The organism is Flavobacterium sp. FlaQc-30, from assembly GCF_044005885.1.
In the GTDB taxonomy this organism is placed as follows: Bacteria; Bacteroidota; Bacteroidia; order Flavobacteriales; family Flavobacteriaceae; genus Flavobacterium.
In genome coordinates this window covers 15,186-31,372 of the sequence record NZ_JBIPCO010000001.1, presented here as the reverse complement: position 1 = coordinate 31,372, position 16,187 = coordinate 15,186, and the positions used below count along the sequence as shown (strand labels likewise).

The following is a 16,187-nucleotide window of genomic DNA, read 5'->3' as shown; positions in this document are numbered from 1 at the left end:
TAAAAGAATTAAATTTTTGGTTTTATGTCAAAATTTGGAGAACTTATAAATGCTCAGGTTCCAGTGTTAATTGACTTTTACACAGATTGGAACGAATCATCAGTATCGATGCATCCTGTTATTAAGGATGTTGCGGCTGCGCTAGGCGACAAAGCTAAGGTAATTAAAATTGATGTAGATAAGAATCAAGAATTGGCTGAGGCATTGCGAATTAAGGGTCTGCCTACATTGATGATTTATAAAGAAGGGCAAATGATCTGGAGACAGTCTGGAGAACTTGATGCAAATACTCTTATCGGTATTGTTCAAGATCAATTTGATTTTTAAAAGTTAAGGTAGTGATATTATTTAGTGAATAATATCAAACTTGTAGCCGTTTTCTTTTAAGAAATGCAGTGTTTTTGGAAGAGCAAATTTTAAATTTGGTGAAGCTTTTATGCTGTCATGAAATACAATTACACTTCCTGATTTTACATTTTTTGTAACGTTTTCGAGGCATTTTTCAGGAGTAATACTTTGGTCAAAGTCAGCGCTCAAAACATCCCACATAATTATTTTATAACCTAATTTTCGTAAAATTTTAGATTGTGCCTTTTTGATCTTCCCATAAGGCGGGCGAAATAATAAATTACATGTTTTTTCTTCTTCTAAAATAGCAGCGCAGTTTTTTACATTTTCAATATAGTCATCATTATTACTTTTCCATCCATTAACATGGTTCATGGTGTGGTTTCCTATGCTGTGTCCGTCAGTTATAAGCTTTTCAAACAAGGATAAGTTGGCTTTAATGTTTTTTCCAATACAAAAAAAGGTAGCTTTTGCATCAAATTTTCTCAATTCAGCTAATACCCAATCTGTAATCTCTGGAGTTGGGCCATCATCAAAGGTTAGGTATATTTTCTTTTCGTTGTTTGGAATGTCCCAACAATATTTAGAAAACACCGTTTTTATGAATGAATTAGTTTTTACCCAATAAAAGCTCATTGTTAACTTATTTAGAGATAAGTAAATTTAAAAAATGCAGCACTGTTTATCAAGCAGTACTGCATTTTTTTAATTAATATATTTTTCGTATATTATTCTTTTTCGCGTCCAAAACGCTCAAAAATATTTACATACGTATTAAACGTTGTTTTGTGTTTTTCGTAAAAAGCTTTATCGTTGTTTTCTTTCATTACTTGTAGCAGGCTTCTGTATCGTTCAATATCAGTGATAATGTCAATAGCTAAATCTGTTTGATCAGAACCGCTCAAAGTTTTGTAATAATCTAGATTTTCTCTGTACTTATTAACTAGCTTTTCTAATAAATCGTGTGCTTTATCTTTTTCTCCTACTTTGTAATATCCACCAGCAAATGGCTCAACTAAAGAGTAATAACCAAACTTGTCTAACGGCATTTTTGTAATTGCTAAATTGATAATGTTTTTAGCTTTGTCAATTTTACCTTCGGCAATAAGTTCGTTCATTAAACGAGATAAATTTGTTCTATAAGTAATGCTGTTTCTTCTAGTTTCTGGATCATGATAGATTTTTTCACTTTCACTGTTGCCCCAGTCCCATTTCATTACAATGTTATACATTTTATCGGCGTCAATTTGTCCCATGTCCATTGGTCCGCCATCTTTAGAAGGAACATTTTTAATAGGAACCAGTTTGTAAACCATTCCATCTAGCTGTAAATAGTTTTTCAACCATAAATAATCCTCGTCATCAAAAGCGCCTCCACTAAAATAAATTGGTCGTTTCCAATTGTTATTAGCTAAGATGTCAAGCATCATTAATCTATTTTTGTAGATTGCACTCCCTTTAATGTCTATGTCCATATAAGGAACAATAGAGTCATTGTATTTAGGATTTACAACTTTGTTTTTAATAATAGCATTTTTATCAATGTTTACTCTAATCTTATTTGTTGGGTAAAAATGAATTGTCTGCCCATTTTGTAATCCTACAGTTGATTTAGGGTTTTTGATAAAATCGATAAAATCAGTGATGTTCCAGCGTGTTTCTATCTTTGGAATATGAGCCACGTAATCTAATTTGTCTCCAACATATTGCTCATGTGTAAATGATATAGGCAGAGGGTCAGATTCATATGATTTTGCTTTCATTTGGTCTATATACCAATCTGTCATGAAAAGACTGGTGTTTACAATTTTTACATCTGTTCTGAAATGCTCAATTTCTTGGGCATACCAGAGAGGGAAGGTATCATTGTCTCCAATAGTAAACAAAATGGCATCTTTATCGCATGAACTTAAATAAGCTTTAGCCATTGCAACAGCAGTATATCTGTTTGATCTATCATGATCATCCCAGTTTTGCGCTGCCATTAAAACAGGAGCGGCTAATAAACTTCCGGCAATAATAATAGGTCCTGCAATTTTTGGAGCAATATATTTTTGGATACTTTCGTATAAAGAGTAAACTCCAAAACCAATCCAAATTGCAAAGACATAGAATGATCCTACCAAAGCATAATCTCTTTCTCGAGGTTCAAAAGGTCTTTCGTTTAGGTAAATTTTTAATGCAATTCCAGTAAATAAGAATAACGCTAAAAGCACATAAAAACTTTTAAGATCTTTGTTGGCATGGTACATTAATCCAATTAAACCTAAGATAAACGGAAGGAAAAAATAAACATTTCTTCCTTTGTTGTTTAAAACGTCAGAAGGTAAGTTGTCTTGAGATCCTAAATGTACAGAGTCAAGAGCTTTGATTCCACTAATCCAGTTTCCGTCTAAATTGTCATATTTTCCTTGAACATCACTTTGGCGTCCAACAAAATTCCACATTAAATATCTCCAGTACATATATCCGAATTGATATTCGAACATGAAACTGAAATTATCTACAGTTGAAGGTTTTTCGATTATTAAATAGTCTTTATAGCTTTGTAAGAATTTAACATAGCCTTCGTTGTCAATTTGTTTTTGAGCGAAAGCATGTTTAAATTCAGAAATCGTTTTTTCAACTTCATTTCTTAATTGAGCAGTTGCTTTGTTGTATTCGTCTTCGCTCAATTGGCTTGCGTCAATTCCGTATTTTGCTAAATCATCTTCATAATTGTAATTTGGGTTGATTCTGAATTTAGGCGGATTTGTAAAGCTGATGTAGTTCTGGATGTGTCCAGTTTCGGTACTCCACATTCTTGGCAGAATTGTTTTCTGATTGTCATCTGAATTTTGATCTGCATTTTTATAATTATTGGTAATGATATATTTACCCGTTTTATCATCTCTCTCGTAGTTGGGTTTTTTGTCTAAGTATGGATTTTTAGCATCCAGACCTGCGAAAACTTCAGTGTATTGAGGACCATAGAATAATGGGTTTACTCCATATTGCTCACGATTATAGTAAGCTAAAACTTCGGCAGCATCCGATGGCTTGTTTTCATTGATAACTGTATTTGCGTTAGCACGCACAGGAAGCATCATCCAAGTCGAAAAACCTATAAATATAAATAAGATGCAAAGTATAATAGTGTTGTAAAAAATTAAACCTTTTTGTTTGGTGAATTTTAATCCAAAATAGAAGAATGCAACTAGAAGTAAAACAACAAAAATAGTTCCTGAATTAAATGGTAATCCCATGCTGTTTACCATGAAAATTTCAGTTTTACCAAAGAATGCCATTGTTAAAGGCAAAAGTAATTTGAAGATAAATAATAAAATTCCAATTACAACAACATTTGCAATAAGGAAATTTTTAATAGTAACTTTTTCGTAATGTTTAAAATAATAAAGAAACCCGATTGATGGAATCGTTAATAATGCCATAAAGTGCACACCAAACGAAAGTCCAACAACTAAAGATATGATTAATAGCCATTTGTTTCCTTTTGGTTTGTCCATATCTTGTTCCCAGCGTAATCCCAGCCAGAAAAGTAATGCTATAAGTAATGAAGCCATTGCGTATACTTCGGCTTCAACGGCATTAAACCAAAAGCTGTCTGAGAAAGTGTAAGCTAATGCTCCTACAAAAGAACTTCCCAGAATTACAATAGAATTGTTTTGGTCAATTTCGGCAAAACGAGCTACGATTTTCTTTAAAATCATAGACGATGACCAGAACATGAATAATATTGTAAAGGCGCTTGAAAAAACAGACATCATATTTACCATTAAGGCTACATGCTGCGCATCTATTGCAAACATTGCAAAAAAGGCACCCATCATTTGAAATAAAGGTGCTCCCGGAGGGTGACCTACTTCTAATTTTGCCGCTGTGGCTATGTATTCCCCGCAATCCCAAAAACTCATGGTAGGTTCAACTGTTAATGTATAGGTGATTAAAGCGATTGCAAATGCAAACCAACCAATAATTGTATTCCATTTATTGAAATTGAATTGTGCCATATTTAGGTGTTAAAATTTTGAATGTTTTTAATCCTACAAAGAAAATGTTTTTTTGTGTAAAGAAACGAGCATTAACAAAAAATTCTATAAAAGTATAAGTGAAGAGTAATTTGTTGTTTATGAGTGTCTTCTGATGTTTTGAATCAGTATGAAGGTGAAAAATGAAAAAAAAATGATTTTTTTTGATAAAAAAGCTTGTGCAAATTAAATAAAGGCTTAAATTTGCACTCGCTTAACAGCACTGCTGGTCTATGGTGTAATGGTAACACAACTGTTTTTGGTGCAGTCTTTCTAGGTTCGAGTCCTAGTAGACCAACATAAAAAGCCTCTCAATCGAGAGGCTTTTTTTATGCAAAAAAAATATCTCTAAAAATTTGCATAAACTAAATAAAGTTATAATTTTGCACCCGCTTAACAGCGCTATTGGTCTATGGTGTAATGGTAACACAACTGTTTTTGGTGCAGTCTTTCTAGGTTCGAGTCCTAGTAGACCAACATAAAAAGCCTCTCATTCGAGAGGCTTTTTTTATGCCGTAAATTTAAGTGTGTTTATTTTGCTTGGATGTTTTTTATATTTTAAAAGTAATAATAGGTTTAACGGCGTGATTTACTAAGCCTTCGCTGATACTTCCGTTAAAAAAGTGCGCAAAACCAGTTCTTCCGTGTGTACACATTCCAATGATATCTGCGTTTATCTTGTTAGAAAAGTTTATGATTCCTTTTTCGATATTAGTATCGTTGTAAATATTTGTGGTGTAATCTGAGAGGTTAAACTCCGTGATGAAATCGGTTATAGCTTTTTCTGCTGCGTGTGTAGTTTTGAAGCTGTTTGGTGTGCAAATTGTAACTAAATGCAATTTTGATTGGAATGTTTTGGCAAAGTCAAGGAGTTTTTTGAATGGTTTTTTTGCTTCTTCTGAAAAATCAGAAGCAAATACGATATTGGATGCATTAAAATTTTTGATGTCTTTTTTGATTACCAAAACAGGAATATCAGAATTGCGTACTACTTTTTCGGTGTTGGAGCCTATTAGTAATTCTTCAACGCCAGAAGAGCCGTGAGATCCCATTACAATTAAATCTATATTGTGGTCTTTGCTTACTTGAGTGATTCCGTGAATCGGCCTGTCCATTTTTACGATTTCAGTCACTTGAATGCCGTCTAGGTATGGTTTTGATGAAATTTCGTCCAGCATTTCGTTTGCTTTTTTCATGAATAGCATGGTTTCGGGAATGCTGGCGCCGCCTAAAACGGCATCGTTCATTTGGCTTGGAAGTTCAAGCATATGAAGGATGATGATTTCGGAGTTGTTTTTTTTGGCAATTTGCGCAGCGACTTTTAAGGCGTCTTCTGCGTGTTCAGAGAAATCAGTAGGTACTAGAATTTGTTTCATGGTTTTTGGGTTAAATAATGAGAAATTCTGTTAAATTAATGCTTCTATAAAGATAAGAAATATTTTTAGAGCGATCTATTTATTTTGATTTATAAAAAAATCACTATATTTGCACCGTTATTTATTAAAATCTAAATAATGAGGGGACTAAGTGTCCCCTCTTTTTATAAAATTATGACATTTAAAGAAAAAGTAAACGGATTAATTGCGGAGGCTCTTTTAGAAAAGCCGTCAATCTTTTTGATTGATTTGGCTGTTTCTGATGCTTTTAAAATTAGTGTAGGTTTAGATGGTGATACAGGAGTGGCGCTGCAGGATTGCATCGATATTAGTCGAGCAATTGAGAATAACTTGGATCGTGAAGAACAAGATTTTTCTCTTGAAGTAGCATCAGTTGGAGTAGGGTCTCCTTTGAAATTGGTAAGACAATACAAGAAAAATATTGGTAGAACATTGATTGTTACTACAAATACTGAAAAAATTGAAGCAGAATTAGTAGAAGCTAACGATGTTTTTATAATTTTGTCTTGGGAAGCAAGAGAACCGAAAAAAATAGGAAAAGGAAAAGAAACAGTTCAAAAAGAGCAGCAAATACCTTATACAGAAATTAAAGAGGCAATTGTTACAGTAACATTTTAATTAAAGAATTCGCATGGAAAATTTAGCATTAATCGATTCATTCTCAGAGTTTAAAGACAATAAACTTATTGATCGTGTAACGCTTATGGCAATTTTAGAGGACGTGTTTAGAAATGCATTAAAGAAAAAATACGGTTCTGATGATAACTTCGACATCATTATAAATCCTGATAAAGGAGATATGGAGATTTGGAGAAGAAGAGTAATTGTTGCTGACGAAGATCTTGATTTTGAAAACGAAGAGATTACTTTGACTGAAGCAAGAATGATCGAAGCGGATTTTGAAATTGGTGAAGAAGTTTCTGAAGAGGTTAAATTGATTGATTTAGGGAGAAGAGCTATTTTGGCTTTGCGTCAAAACTTAATATCTAAAATTCACGAACACGATAATACAAATCTTTATAAACAATTTAAAGATATTATTGGTGATATTTATACTGCAGAAGTACACCACGTACGTCCAAGAGTAGTTATCTTAGTTGATGATGAAGGAAACGAAATTGTACTTCCAAAAGAAAAACAAATTCCATCTGACTTTTTCCGTAAAGGAGATAATGTTCGTGGAATCATTGAAAGCGTTGAATTGAAAGGAAACAAACCTCAAATTATTATGTCTAGAACTTCTGAGAAGTTCTTAGAAAAATTATTTGAACAAGAAATTCCAGAAGTATTCGACGGTTTGATTACGGTTAAAAATGTAGTGCGTATTCCTGGTGAAAAAGCAAAAGTAGCGGTAGATTCTTATGATGATAGAATTGATCCAGTTGGAGCTTGTGTAGGTATGAAAGGATCTCGTATTCACGGAATCGTTCGTGAGTTAGGAAATGAAAATATCGACGTAATTAACTACACAAATAACATTCAATTGTTTATTACAAGAGCATTAAGCCCTGCGAAAGTTTCTTCAATCAAAATTGACGAAGAAAATAAAAGAGCTGAAGTATTCTTGAAATTAGAAGAAGTTTCTAAGGCGATTGGTAGAGGTGGTCACAATATTAAATTAGCGGGTCAATTGACGGGTTATGAATTAGATGTTATTCGTGAAGGTGATGTTGCTGGTACAGTTGCAGATGAAGACGATGTTGAATTAACAGAGTTTTCAGATGAAATTGAAGAATGGGTAATCGAAGAATTTGCTAAGATAGGTTTAGATACTGCAAAAAGTATTTTAAAACAAGAAGTAGAAGATTTAGTAAGAAGAACAGATTTAGAAGAGGAAACGATTCTAGATGTTATGAAGATACTAAAAGAAGAGTTTGACAGCTAGTTAATGGCTGAAGTCTGGCTCTAACAACACAACGAAAAAGGTAATAATAAAAAGGTTATATGTCTGAAGAGAGAGTAATAAGAATAAATAAGGTTTTAAGGGAATTAAATATCTCGTTAGAAAGAGCTGTTGATTATCTAAAAGATAAGGGTATTGCTATTGATGCAAATCCAAACGCGAAAATTTCTGATAGTGAGTTTAATATCCTGCAAAGCCAATTTGCGGGCGATAAGGGGAATAAGGAAGCTTCTAAAGAGGTTGGAGAAGAGAAAAGAAAAGAAAAAGAAGCATTACGTGTAGAGCGTGAGAAAGAAATTGAAGACAAACGCAGACAAGATGAGGAGCGCCAAAAGCAACAGGAGATTATAAAAGCGAGAGCGGTTGTAACTGGACCTGTGCAAGTAGGTAAAATAGATTTAAATCCGAAGAAACCTGCAGTTGTTTCTACTCCTACTGAGGAGCCAGTTAAAGCTGAAGAGCCAAAAGCAGTTATTACTCCAACTCAACCAGAAAAACCAGTTCAGAAAGAAGTTGTACAGCCTGAGCCAGCGGCTCCTGTAGTTTCTGAAGAAAAAAAGGTAGAGAAACCTATTATTACAGAGAAAAAAGAAGTTAAAGCTGAAGTTTCAAAAACAGCGCAAGAGCCTATTGTTTCAACAGATCCTGCAACTGCCGAAGAAACGATCACAACTCAATATCAGAAATTATCTGGAACAACTCTTACGGGGCAGACAATTGATTTATCTCAATTTAATAAACCTAAGAAAAAGAAAGAAGATCCTAAAATTACGCCTAATAAACCGGGTGCGCCAGGTGTTGGAAATAATGCTAACAAGAATAAGCGTAAAAGGATTGCTCCTAAACCAGGAACTCCAGGGGCGCCAAAACCTCAAGGGGCTGGTAATGCGCCAGGAACTCCAAATCCAAATAAGATAACGCCAAACAACGGCGGTGGCGGATTTAATGCAAACAGAAGTGCGAGACCTGGTTTTGTAAAAGGAAACCGTCCGGCTATTGTAGCTAAAGTTGAGCCTACTGAAGAAGAAGTAAAAAACCAAATTAGAGAGACTCTTGAAAAACTTCAAGGTAAAGGAGGGAAATCTAAAGCGGCTAAATATAGAAGAGATAAAAGAGAAACGCACCGTCAGAAATCTGATGATGAGCAAAGAGCTCTTGACGAGGGAAGTAAGACAATTAAAGTTACTGAATTTGTTACTGTAGGTGAAATTGCCATCATGATGGATGTGCCGATTACAAAAGTAATTGGAACTTGTATGTCTTTAGGTATCATGGTTACGATGAATCAGCGTTTAGATGCTGAAACATTAACAATTGTAGCTGATGAATTTGGTTATGAAGTTGAGTTTATTACTGTCGATATAGAGGAAGCTATCGAAGTGGTTGAAGATAAAGAAGAAGATTTAGTAACTAGAGCGCCTATTGTTACTGTAATGGGGCACGTTGACCACGGTAAAACATCTTTACTGGATTATATCCGTAAAGAAAATGTTATCGCTGGAGAGTCGGGTGGTATTACACAGCACATTGGAGCTTATGGAGTTACTCTTGATAATGGTCAGAAAATTGCATTCTTAGATACACCAGGTCACGAGGCGTTTACCGCGATGCGTGCACGTGGAGCTCAAGTTACAGATATCGCTATTATCGTAGTAGCTGCGGATGATGATATCATGCCGCAAACAAAAGAGGCAATTTCTCACGCACAAGCTGCGGGAGTGCCAATTATATTTGCAATCAATAAAATTGATAAACCAAATGCTAATGTTGAGAAAATTAAAGAGCGTTTGGCTAGTATGAATTTACTTGTTGAAGATTGGGGTGGAAAAATTCAGTCACATGATATTTCTGCGAAAGTCGGAACAGGAGTAAAAGAATTATTAGAGAAAGTTTTATTAGAAGCTGAAATCTTAGATTTAAAAGCGAATCCAAATAAAGCTGCACAAGGAACTGTTGTTGAGGCTTTCTTGGATAAAGGAAAAGGTTATGTTTCGACAATTTTGGTACAACAAGGTACGTTGAAAATTGGAGATTATATGCTTGCTGGAAAACACCATGGAAAAGTTAAAGCAATGCATGATGAAAGAGGTCATACAGTTTTAGAAGCTGGTCCTTCGACTCCGGTATCTGTTTTAGGTTTAGATGGTGCTGCAACTGCTGGTGATAAGTTTAATGTATTCGAAGATGAAAAAGAGGCTAAGCAAATTGCGTCTAAACGTTCTCAATTAATGCGTGAACAATCTGTACGTACACAGCGTCATATTACACTTGATGAAATTGGTCGTCGTATTGCTCTTGGTCAGTTTAAAGAATTGAATGTAATTCTTAAAGGAGACGTTGATGGATCTGTTGAAGCATTATCAGATTCGTTCTCTAAACTTTCTACTGAAGAAATTCAAATTAATATTATCCATAAAGGTGTTGGTGCAATTACAGAAACTGACGTTATGTTGGCCTCTGCTTCTGATGCGATCATTATTGGATTTAACGTTCGTCCTGCTGGAAATGCTAGACAGCTTGCTGATAAAGAAGAAATCGATATCCGTTATTATTCTATTATTTATGCAGCTATCGATGACTTGAAAGATGCAATGGAAGGAATGTTAGCTCCTGAAATGAAAGAGGAAATTTTAGGAACGGCTGAGATTCGTGAGATTTTCAAAATTTCTAAAGTTGGCTCAATTGCAGGATGTATGGTAACTGATGGTAAGATTTTAAGAAGCTCTAAAATTAGAGTTATTAGAGATGGAGTTGTGGTGCATACCGGAGAATTAGTTGCTTTAAAACGTTTTAAAGATGATGTTAAAGAAGTTTCTAAAGGTTATGACTGTGGTATACAAATAAAAGGATTCAATGATATTGAAATGAATGATGTTATTGAGGCCTATCATGAAGTTGCTATCAAAAAGAAACTTAAATAGTAGAATTCCTATTTTAGATATAAATCCCGATTTTTTCGGGATTTTTTTTGTTTAAAACTGTTTGGTTTTGATAAGGGATTTTTTTTGATTGAGTTTTTTTGTGGTTACTGTTTTCTTTGGAGATTTTTTTTGCGAGGTAATATGTTTAGACGTTTTCTTTGTAGAATGCCTTGCTGCTTGTTATTGGGTTTGATTAGTAGGATGTGTTGATAGGTTCGTGCTAAAGAGATTATGGGGATAAAGGTTGAAAACGAGTAATTGTAAGGGTGGTTTGTGGGAGTTTGGTGTATAGGGTTGTTTTTTGATAAAAAGCGCTGTTTTGGTTTGGTAGCAAGTTGTTGGGAATGATTTTTAGGAGTGGTGCTTTTGTTATGATAAAGCAAAATAGTTACTGCTAAAAATGAAAAAAATAAATTTTGGATTTGGGCTTTGTGTTTAGATGTTGGTTTTTGTTTGGTATTTTTAAATACCTCGTTATAATAAAAAACCACAAAAGAAACTCAGTGGAGAGTTGCTTTTGTGGTTCTTTATTTCTTGTTGTTTTTGTTTTTTATTTATTCGGCTTTAGCAGGAATACATTTTTGTATTTTTTCTTGATGTCTGCTAGATTTCTTTCTGCTTCAATTCTTGACTTAAAACTGCCTACAATTACTTTGTAGTTTGGCGTATTGAAAATTATTGTGCCATCAATGTTTGAGTATTCTCTTTTAAAGTCAGCCAGCGTTTTTTTTGCTTCGTCGCTTTTCCCGCTGAAAATTTGAATTCTATAGGAATCATTTGTACTTATTGATGTGTTAAATTTACGTTTCTCGTTCATTAATTGCTCAAATTTGGGATCTTGATTTACTGTTAAATTTTGATCTTGAGCATGAATATTGTTTGCTAAAGCAAAGATTACTAATGTTAAGAAAACGTTTTTTGAAGGGGTTAAAATTCTCATAATGTGATGGTTTTTGTGCAAAAATAATATTTAAAGTTTGTATGGAAAATTTTAATATTATTTAGAATTGATATAAATTGATATTTAAGAGTATTTTAAGGTTTTGAGAATAGTTCATAAGTCGTATTTTTGTGCAAGTTTTAAAAGAAGGTATTAATTTTAGTCTGATTTACTACAGAAAAAATCATACCAAAAATTAGTAGATAATTATTATACTATATGAAAAAGGTGGGTAACCATAATTCGATCTCCAGAAAATTATTACTTAGTTTATCGCTAACGTTAATTTTCTCCCTAACTTCATTTGCTCAAGATCCTGCTGCTCCTGCGGCTCCTGAAGCTGCTGCTCCGGCTGCGACTACAGGTGGTGATCCAGTAAAAGGGAAAGAACTTTTTAATGCAAATTGCGCTGCATGTCACAAATTAGATGCTAAATCAACAGGTCCTGCTTTAAGAGGAATTGCGGATAAGCACGATAAAGCTTGGCTTTATAAATGGGTGCATAACAGTTCTGACATGATTAAGTCAGGTGATCCTGTTGCGGTTAAACTTTTTGAGGAAAACAATAAAGCAGTAATGACTTCTTTTCCTCAATTATCTGAAGGCGATATTGATAATATTATTGCTTTTACTTCTGAGAAAAAAGCTGAGCCTGCTGCTGGTGCGCCAGGAACTGTTCCTCCTGGACAAAAAGTTGAAGGCGGCGGTATTTCTAACAATATTATTTTAGGAGCTCTTGCTCTTGTAATGGCTATTTTAGTTGTTATGTTGTTCATGGTGAACAAAGTATTAACTAAAGTTGCAAGTAATAACGGAATTGAAGTTGCGCCAAAAGAAGGCAGAACTCCAATTTGGAAAGCTTTTGCTAAAAATCAATTTTTAGTTTTAGTTACTTCTATATTTTTACTTTTAGCTAGTGGTTATTTTGTATACGGTTACTTGATGCAGGTAGGTGTTGATCAAAATTATGAGCCAATTCAGCCAATTCACTATTCTCACAAAATTCACGCTGGAGATAATGAGATCAATTGTAAATATTGTCACTCTGCTGCACGTGTAAGTAAAACTGCTGGTATTCCTTCATTAAATGTTTGTATGAACTGTCATAAAAATATTTCTGAAGTTGCTGAGACTACTGCTACTGCAGAGTACAGTAAAGCATTCTACGATGGAGAAATTCAAAAATTATATGATGCTGTTGGATGGGATAAGACTAAACAAGCTTATACTGGAAAAACTAAGCCTGTAAAATGGGTTCGTATTCATAATCTTCCTGATTTTGTTTATTTCAATCACTCTCAACACGTTTCTGTTGCAGGAGTTGAATGTCAAACTTGTCACGGTCCGGTACAAGAATTTGAAATCATGAAGCAATACTCTAAATTAACAATGGGATGGTGTGTTGATTGCCATAGAAAAACTGATGTTAAGATGGAAGGAAATGCATATTATGATAAAATTCATGCTGAACTTTCTAAAAAATACGGTGTAGAGAAATTAACTGCAGCGCAAATGGGAGGTTTAGAATGCGGTAAATGCCACTATTAATCGAATTATTAAGATTTTAATATTTATATACAATGTCATCAAACAAAAAATACTGGAAAAGTGTTGAAGAACTAGAAAATAGTTCTATTGTTGAGGCGCTTAGAAATAACGAATTTGTTGAAGAGATTCCTACGGATGAATTCTTAGGAAATGCAGATGCTTTAGCTACATCTGGAACTTCACGTCGTGACTTTTTAAAGTACGTAGGATTTAGTACTGCGGCAGTTACACTTGCTGCTTGTGAAGGTCCTGTGCACAAGTCTATCCCTTATGTATTACAACCAGAGCAAATCATTCCTGGTGTTGCAGATTTTTATGCAACTACTGTTTTTGATGGTTTTGATTTTGCAAATCTTTTGGTAAAAAGTCGTGAGGGTCGTCCAATTAAAATTGAGAACAATACTATTTCTGGAGCTAAATTTTCTGCTAATGCTAGAATTCATGCATCTATCTTAGGATTATACGATAGTATGCGTTTGAAAGAACCTAAATTAGATGGAAAAAATAGCAGCTGGTCAGCAGTTGATTTAAAAATTAAATCAAGTTTAGCTGATGCAAAAGCAAAAGGAGGTCAAGTAGTATTATTAACAAATACATTAGCAAGTCCATCTACTGAGAAATTAATAGGTGAGTTTATTGCTAAAAATCCAAATGCTAAACATGTAGTTTACGATGCGGTTTCTTCATCTGATGCGTTAGATGCTTTTGAAACTGTTTATGGTGAAAGAGCTTTAGTAGATTATGATTTTTCAAAAGCTTCATTAATTGTATCTGTTGGTGCTGATTTCTTAGGAGATTGGCAAGGTGGTGGATATGATTCTGGATATGCAAAAGGGCGTATTCCTCAAAACGGAAAAATGTCTCGTCATTTTCAGTTTGAATCAAATATGACATTATCTGGAGCTGCAGCTGATAAGCGTGTTCCAATGACGACAGCTGATCAAAAACAAGCTTTAGTTCAAATTTATAATGTTGTTGTTGGTGGTTCTGTTCCGGTTTCTTTAGATGCTAAGTTTAAAGCGGAAGTTGAAAAAGCAGCTCAACAATTAAAAGCAGCAGGTTCTAAGGGAATTTTAGTATCTGGCTTAGAGGATAAGAATGCACAATTATTAGTTTTAGCTATTAATCAAGCATTGTCTAGTGAAGCTTTTAATACAGCTGAAACAAGACAAATTAGAAAAGGTTCTAATGCTGTAGTTGCTCAATTGTTAAAAGATATGAATGCAGGAAGTGTTCATACTTTAATTATGAGTGGAGTTAATCCTGTTTATACTTTAGCTGATTCTGCTTCTTTTGTTTCTGGACTGAAAAAAGTAAAAACGTCAGTTGCTTTATCTTTAAAAGAAGATGAAACTGCTGCTATATCAACAATCGCTGCGCCAGTTCCTCATTATTTAGAGTCATGGGGAGATTTAGTGATTACAAAAGGAACTTATAGTTTAACGCAACCTACAATTCGTCCAATTTTTGATACAAAACAACTTCAAGATGTTTTATTGTCATTAAATGGTGTTGCAGGAAATTTCTACGATTACCTTAAAGCTAATTCAGGGTCAATTATCGCAGGATCTTCTTGGAACAAAGTTTTGCATGATGGTGTTTTTGCATATGGTTCAAGTGCTTTAAATGGTGGTTCTTATGATTACGCAGGTGCTGCAAGTGCACTTTCAAAATCAAAAGCTGCTGGAGAGCTTGAATTAGTTTTATATACTAAAACTGGAATGGGAGACGGGCAACATGCAAACAATCCTTGGTTGCAAGAGTTTCCAGATCCAATTACAAGAGTTTCGTGGGATAACTATGTTACGGTTTCTAATGCTGATGCAAAGAAATTTAATTTATCAAATGAAATTGTTGCAAACGGTGGTTTGAATGGTAGTTATGCTACTATTACTACTGCTGATGGAACTAAATTAGAAAATGTACCTGTAATTGTTCAACCTGGACAAGCAGTTGGTACAGTTGGTTTAGCTGTAGGTTACGGTCGCAAAGCGGCTTTAAAAGAAGAAATGCAAGTAGGTATTAATGCTTACGCTTTATATAAAAACTTCAATAATGTTCAAGCTGTTTCTATTGTAAAAGCTAATGGAGAGCATGAGTTTGCATGTGTTCAAGGGCAAAAAACATTAATGGGAAGAGGAGATATTATTAAAGAAACAACTTTAAAAATATTTAATACTGAAGATGCTAAACATTGGAACGAACAACCAATGGTATCTTTAGATCACCAAGAAGTTGAAGCTACTACTGTTGATTTATGGGAATCATTTGATCGTTCTACTGGACATCACTTTAACCTATCAATCGACTTGAACGCTTGTACTGGATGTGGAGCATGTGTTATTGCTTGTCATGCAGAAAATAACGTTCCTGTAGTAGGTAAATCTGAAGTTAGAAGAAGTCGTGATATGCACTGGCTGCGTATTGACAGATATTATTCTTCTGAAAGTACTTTTGCTGGAGATAACGAAAGAAAAGAAGGTATTGCTGGTTTATCTAGTTCATTGTCTACATTCAATGAAATGGAGAAACCTGGAGATAATCCTCAAGTAGCATTCCAACCTGTAATGTGTCAGCACTGTAATCACGCACCTTGTGAAACAGTTTGTCCAGTTGCTGCGACTTCACACGGTCGTCAAGGTCAAAACCACATGGCATACAACAGATGTGTTGGTACTCGTTACTGTGCTAATAACTGTCCTTATAAAGTTCGTCGTTTTAACTGGTTCTTATACAACAAAAACAGTGAATTCGATTATCACATGAATGATGATTTAGGTCGTATGGTATTGAATCCAGATGTAAATGTACGTTCACGTGGTGTTATGGAAAAATGTTCTATGTGTATTCAAATGACACAAGCTACTATATTAAATGCTAAAAAAGAAGGCCGTTCAATTGTTGATGGAGAATTCCAAACAGCTTGTTCAAGTGCTTGTTCTTCTGGAGCAATGATATTTGGTGATGTTAATGATGCCGAAAGTAAAGTTGCTAAATTAGCAGCTGATGATAGATCATATCATTTATTAGAGCATGTAGGAACAAAACCTAATGTGGTTTACCATGTTAAAGTTAGAAATACTTAGAATAAATTATTAATAA

The 16,187-nt window shown here is 34.2% G+C and carries 10 protein-coding genes and 2 tRNA genes; 8 read left to right on the top strand and 4 right to left on the bottom strand.

The window, feature by feature from the left end:
• Nucleotides 1–24 precede the first annotated feature (24 nt).
• Complete coding sequence (locus ACHRV0_RS00110) at nucleotides 25–327, top strand: co-chaperone YbbN (protein WP_089052699.1); 303 nt, start codon at nucleotides 25–27, stop codon at nucleotides 325–327.
• 21 nt (nucleotides 328–348) lie between these two features.
• On the opposite strand, the gene ACHRV0_RS00105 is transcribed toward ACHRV0_RS00110, so the two are convergent.
• Both ACHRV0_RS00105 and ACHRV0_RS00100 read right to left on the bottom strand, forming a co-directional pair.
• Nucleotides 349–984, bottom strand: coding sequence for a polysaccharide deacetylase family protein (locus ACHRV0_RS00105; RefSeq protein WP_089052700.1), 636 nt, complete (start codon nucleotides 982–984; stop codon nucleotides 349–351).
• Nucleotides 985–1,076: 92 nt separating this feature from the next.
• A complete protein-coding gene (locus ACHRV0_RS00100; protein ID WP_395439521.1) occupies nucleotides 1,077–4,358 on the bottom strand; it encodes a DUF2723 domain-containing protein in 3,282 nt (1,093 codons plus the stop codon).
• A 245-nt stretch (nucleotides 4,359–4,603) separates the two neighbouring features.
• Here ACHRV0_RS00100 and ACHRV0_RS00095 point away from each other — a divergent pair.
• Both ACHRV0_RS00095 and ACHRV0_RS00090 read left to right on the top strand, forming a co-directional pair.
• Nucleotides 4,604–4,674: transfer RNA gene (locus ACHRV0_RS00095), tRNA-Gln, on the top strand.
• A 108-nt stretch (nucleotides 4,675–4,782) separates the two neighbouring features.
• Nucleotides 4,783–4,853 (top strand) — tRNA-Gln (locus ACHRV0_RS00090).
• Nucleotides 4,854–4,927: 74 nt separating this feature from the next.
• Here the strand turns inward: ACHRV0_RS00090 and ACHRV0_RS00085 are convergent.
• Nucleotides 4,928–5,752: a universal stress protein gene (locus tag ACHRV0_RS00085; RefSeq protein WP_395439520.1), complete on the bottom strand. Its 825-nt coding sequence runs from the start codon at nucleotides 5,750–5,752 to the stop codon at nucleotides 4,928–4,930.
• Between the two features lie 174 nt (nucleotides 5,753–5,926).
• Between ACHRV0_RS00085 and rimP the strand changes: the two genes are divergently transcribed.
• The 3 genes from rimP to infB are packed head-to-tail and all read left to right on the top strand — an operon-like array spanning nucleotide 5,927 to nucleotide 10,597.
• Nucleotides 5,927–6,391, top strand: a complete 465-nt coding sequence (rimP, locus tag ACHRV0_RS00080) for a ribosome assembly cofactor RimP (RefSeq protein ID WP_164973666.1) — start codon at nucleotides 5,927–5,929, stop codon at nucleotides 6,389–6,391.
• 13 nt (nucleotides 6,392–6,404) lie between these two features.
• Nucleotides 6,405–7,658: a transcription termination factor NusA gene (gene nusA / locus ACHRV0_RS00075; protein ID WP_089052704.1), complete on the top strand. Its 1,254-nt coding sequence runs from the start codon at nucleotides 6,405–6,407 to the stop codon at nucleotides 7,656–7,658.
• Between the two features lie 59 nt (nucleotides 7,659–7,717).
• Entirely contained in the window at nucleotides 7,718–10,597 is a 2,880-nt protein-coding gene (gene infB / locus ACHRV0_RS00070) for a translation initiation factor IF-2 (protein ID WP_395439519.1), read from the top strand.
• Nucleotides 10,598–11,147: 550 nt separating this feature from the next.
• Here the strand turns inward: infB and ACHRV0_RS00065 are convergent.
• Complete coding sequence (locus ACHRV0_RS00065; RefSeq protein WP_395439518.1) at nucleotides 11,148–11,537, bottom strand: SPOR domain-containing protein; 390 nt, start codon at nucleotides 11,535–11,537, stop codon at nucleotides 11,148–11,150.
• A 219-nt stretch (nucleotides 11,538–11,756) separates the two neighbouring features.
• On the opposite strand from ACHRV0_RS00065, the gene ACHRV0_RS00060 reads away from it, so the two are divergent.
• Together ACHRV0_RS00060 and ACHRV0_RS00055 are read left to right on the top strand one after the other, a co-directional pair.
• Nucleotides 11,757–13,085 carry a c-type cytochrome gene (locus ACHRV0_RS00060; protein ID WP_089052707.1) on the top strand — a complete coding sequence of 443 codons (1,329 nt, stop codon included), beginning with the start codon at nucleotides 11,757–11,759 and terminating at the stop codon, nucleotides 13,083–13,085.
• Between the two features lie 32 nt (nucleotides 13,086–13,117).
• Nucleotides 13,118–16,171, top strand: coding sequence for a TAT-variant-translocated molybdopterin oxidoreductase (locus ACHRV0_RS00055; protein WP_395439517.1), 3,054 nt, complete (start codon nucleotides 13,118–13,120; stop codon nucleotides 16,169–16,171).
• The last annotated feature ends 16 nt before the right edge of the window (nucleotides 16,172–16,187 follow it).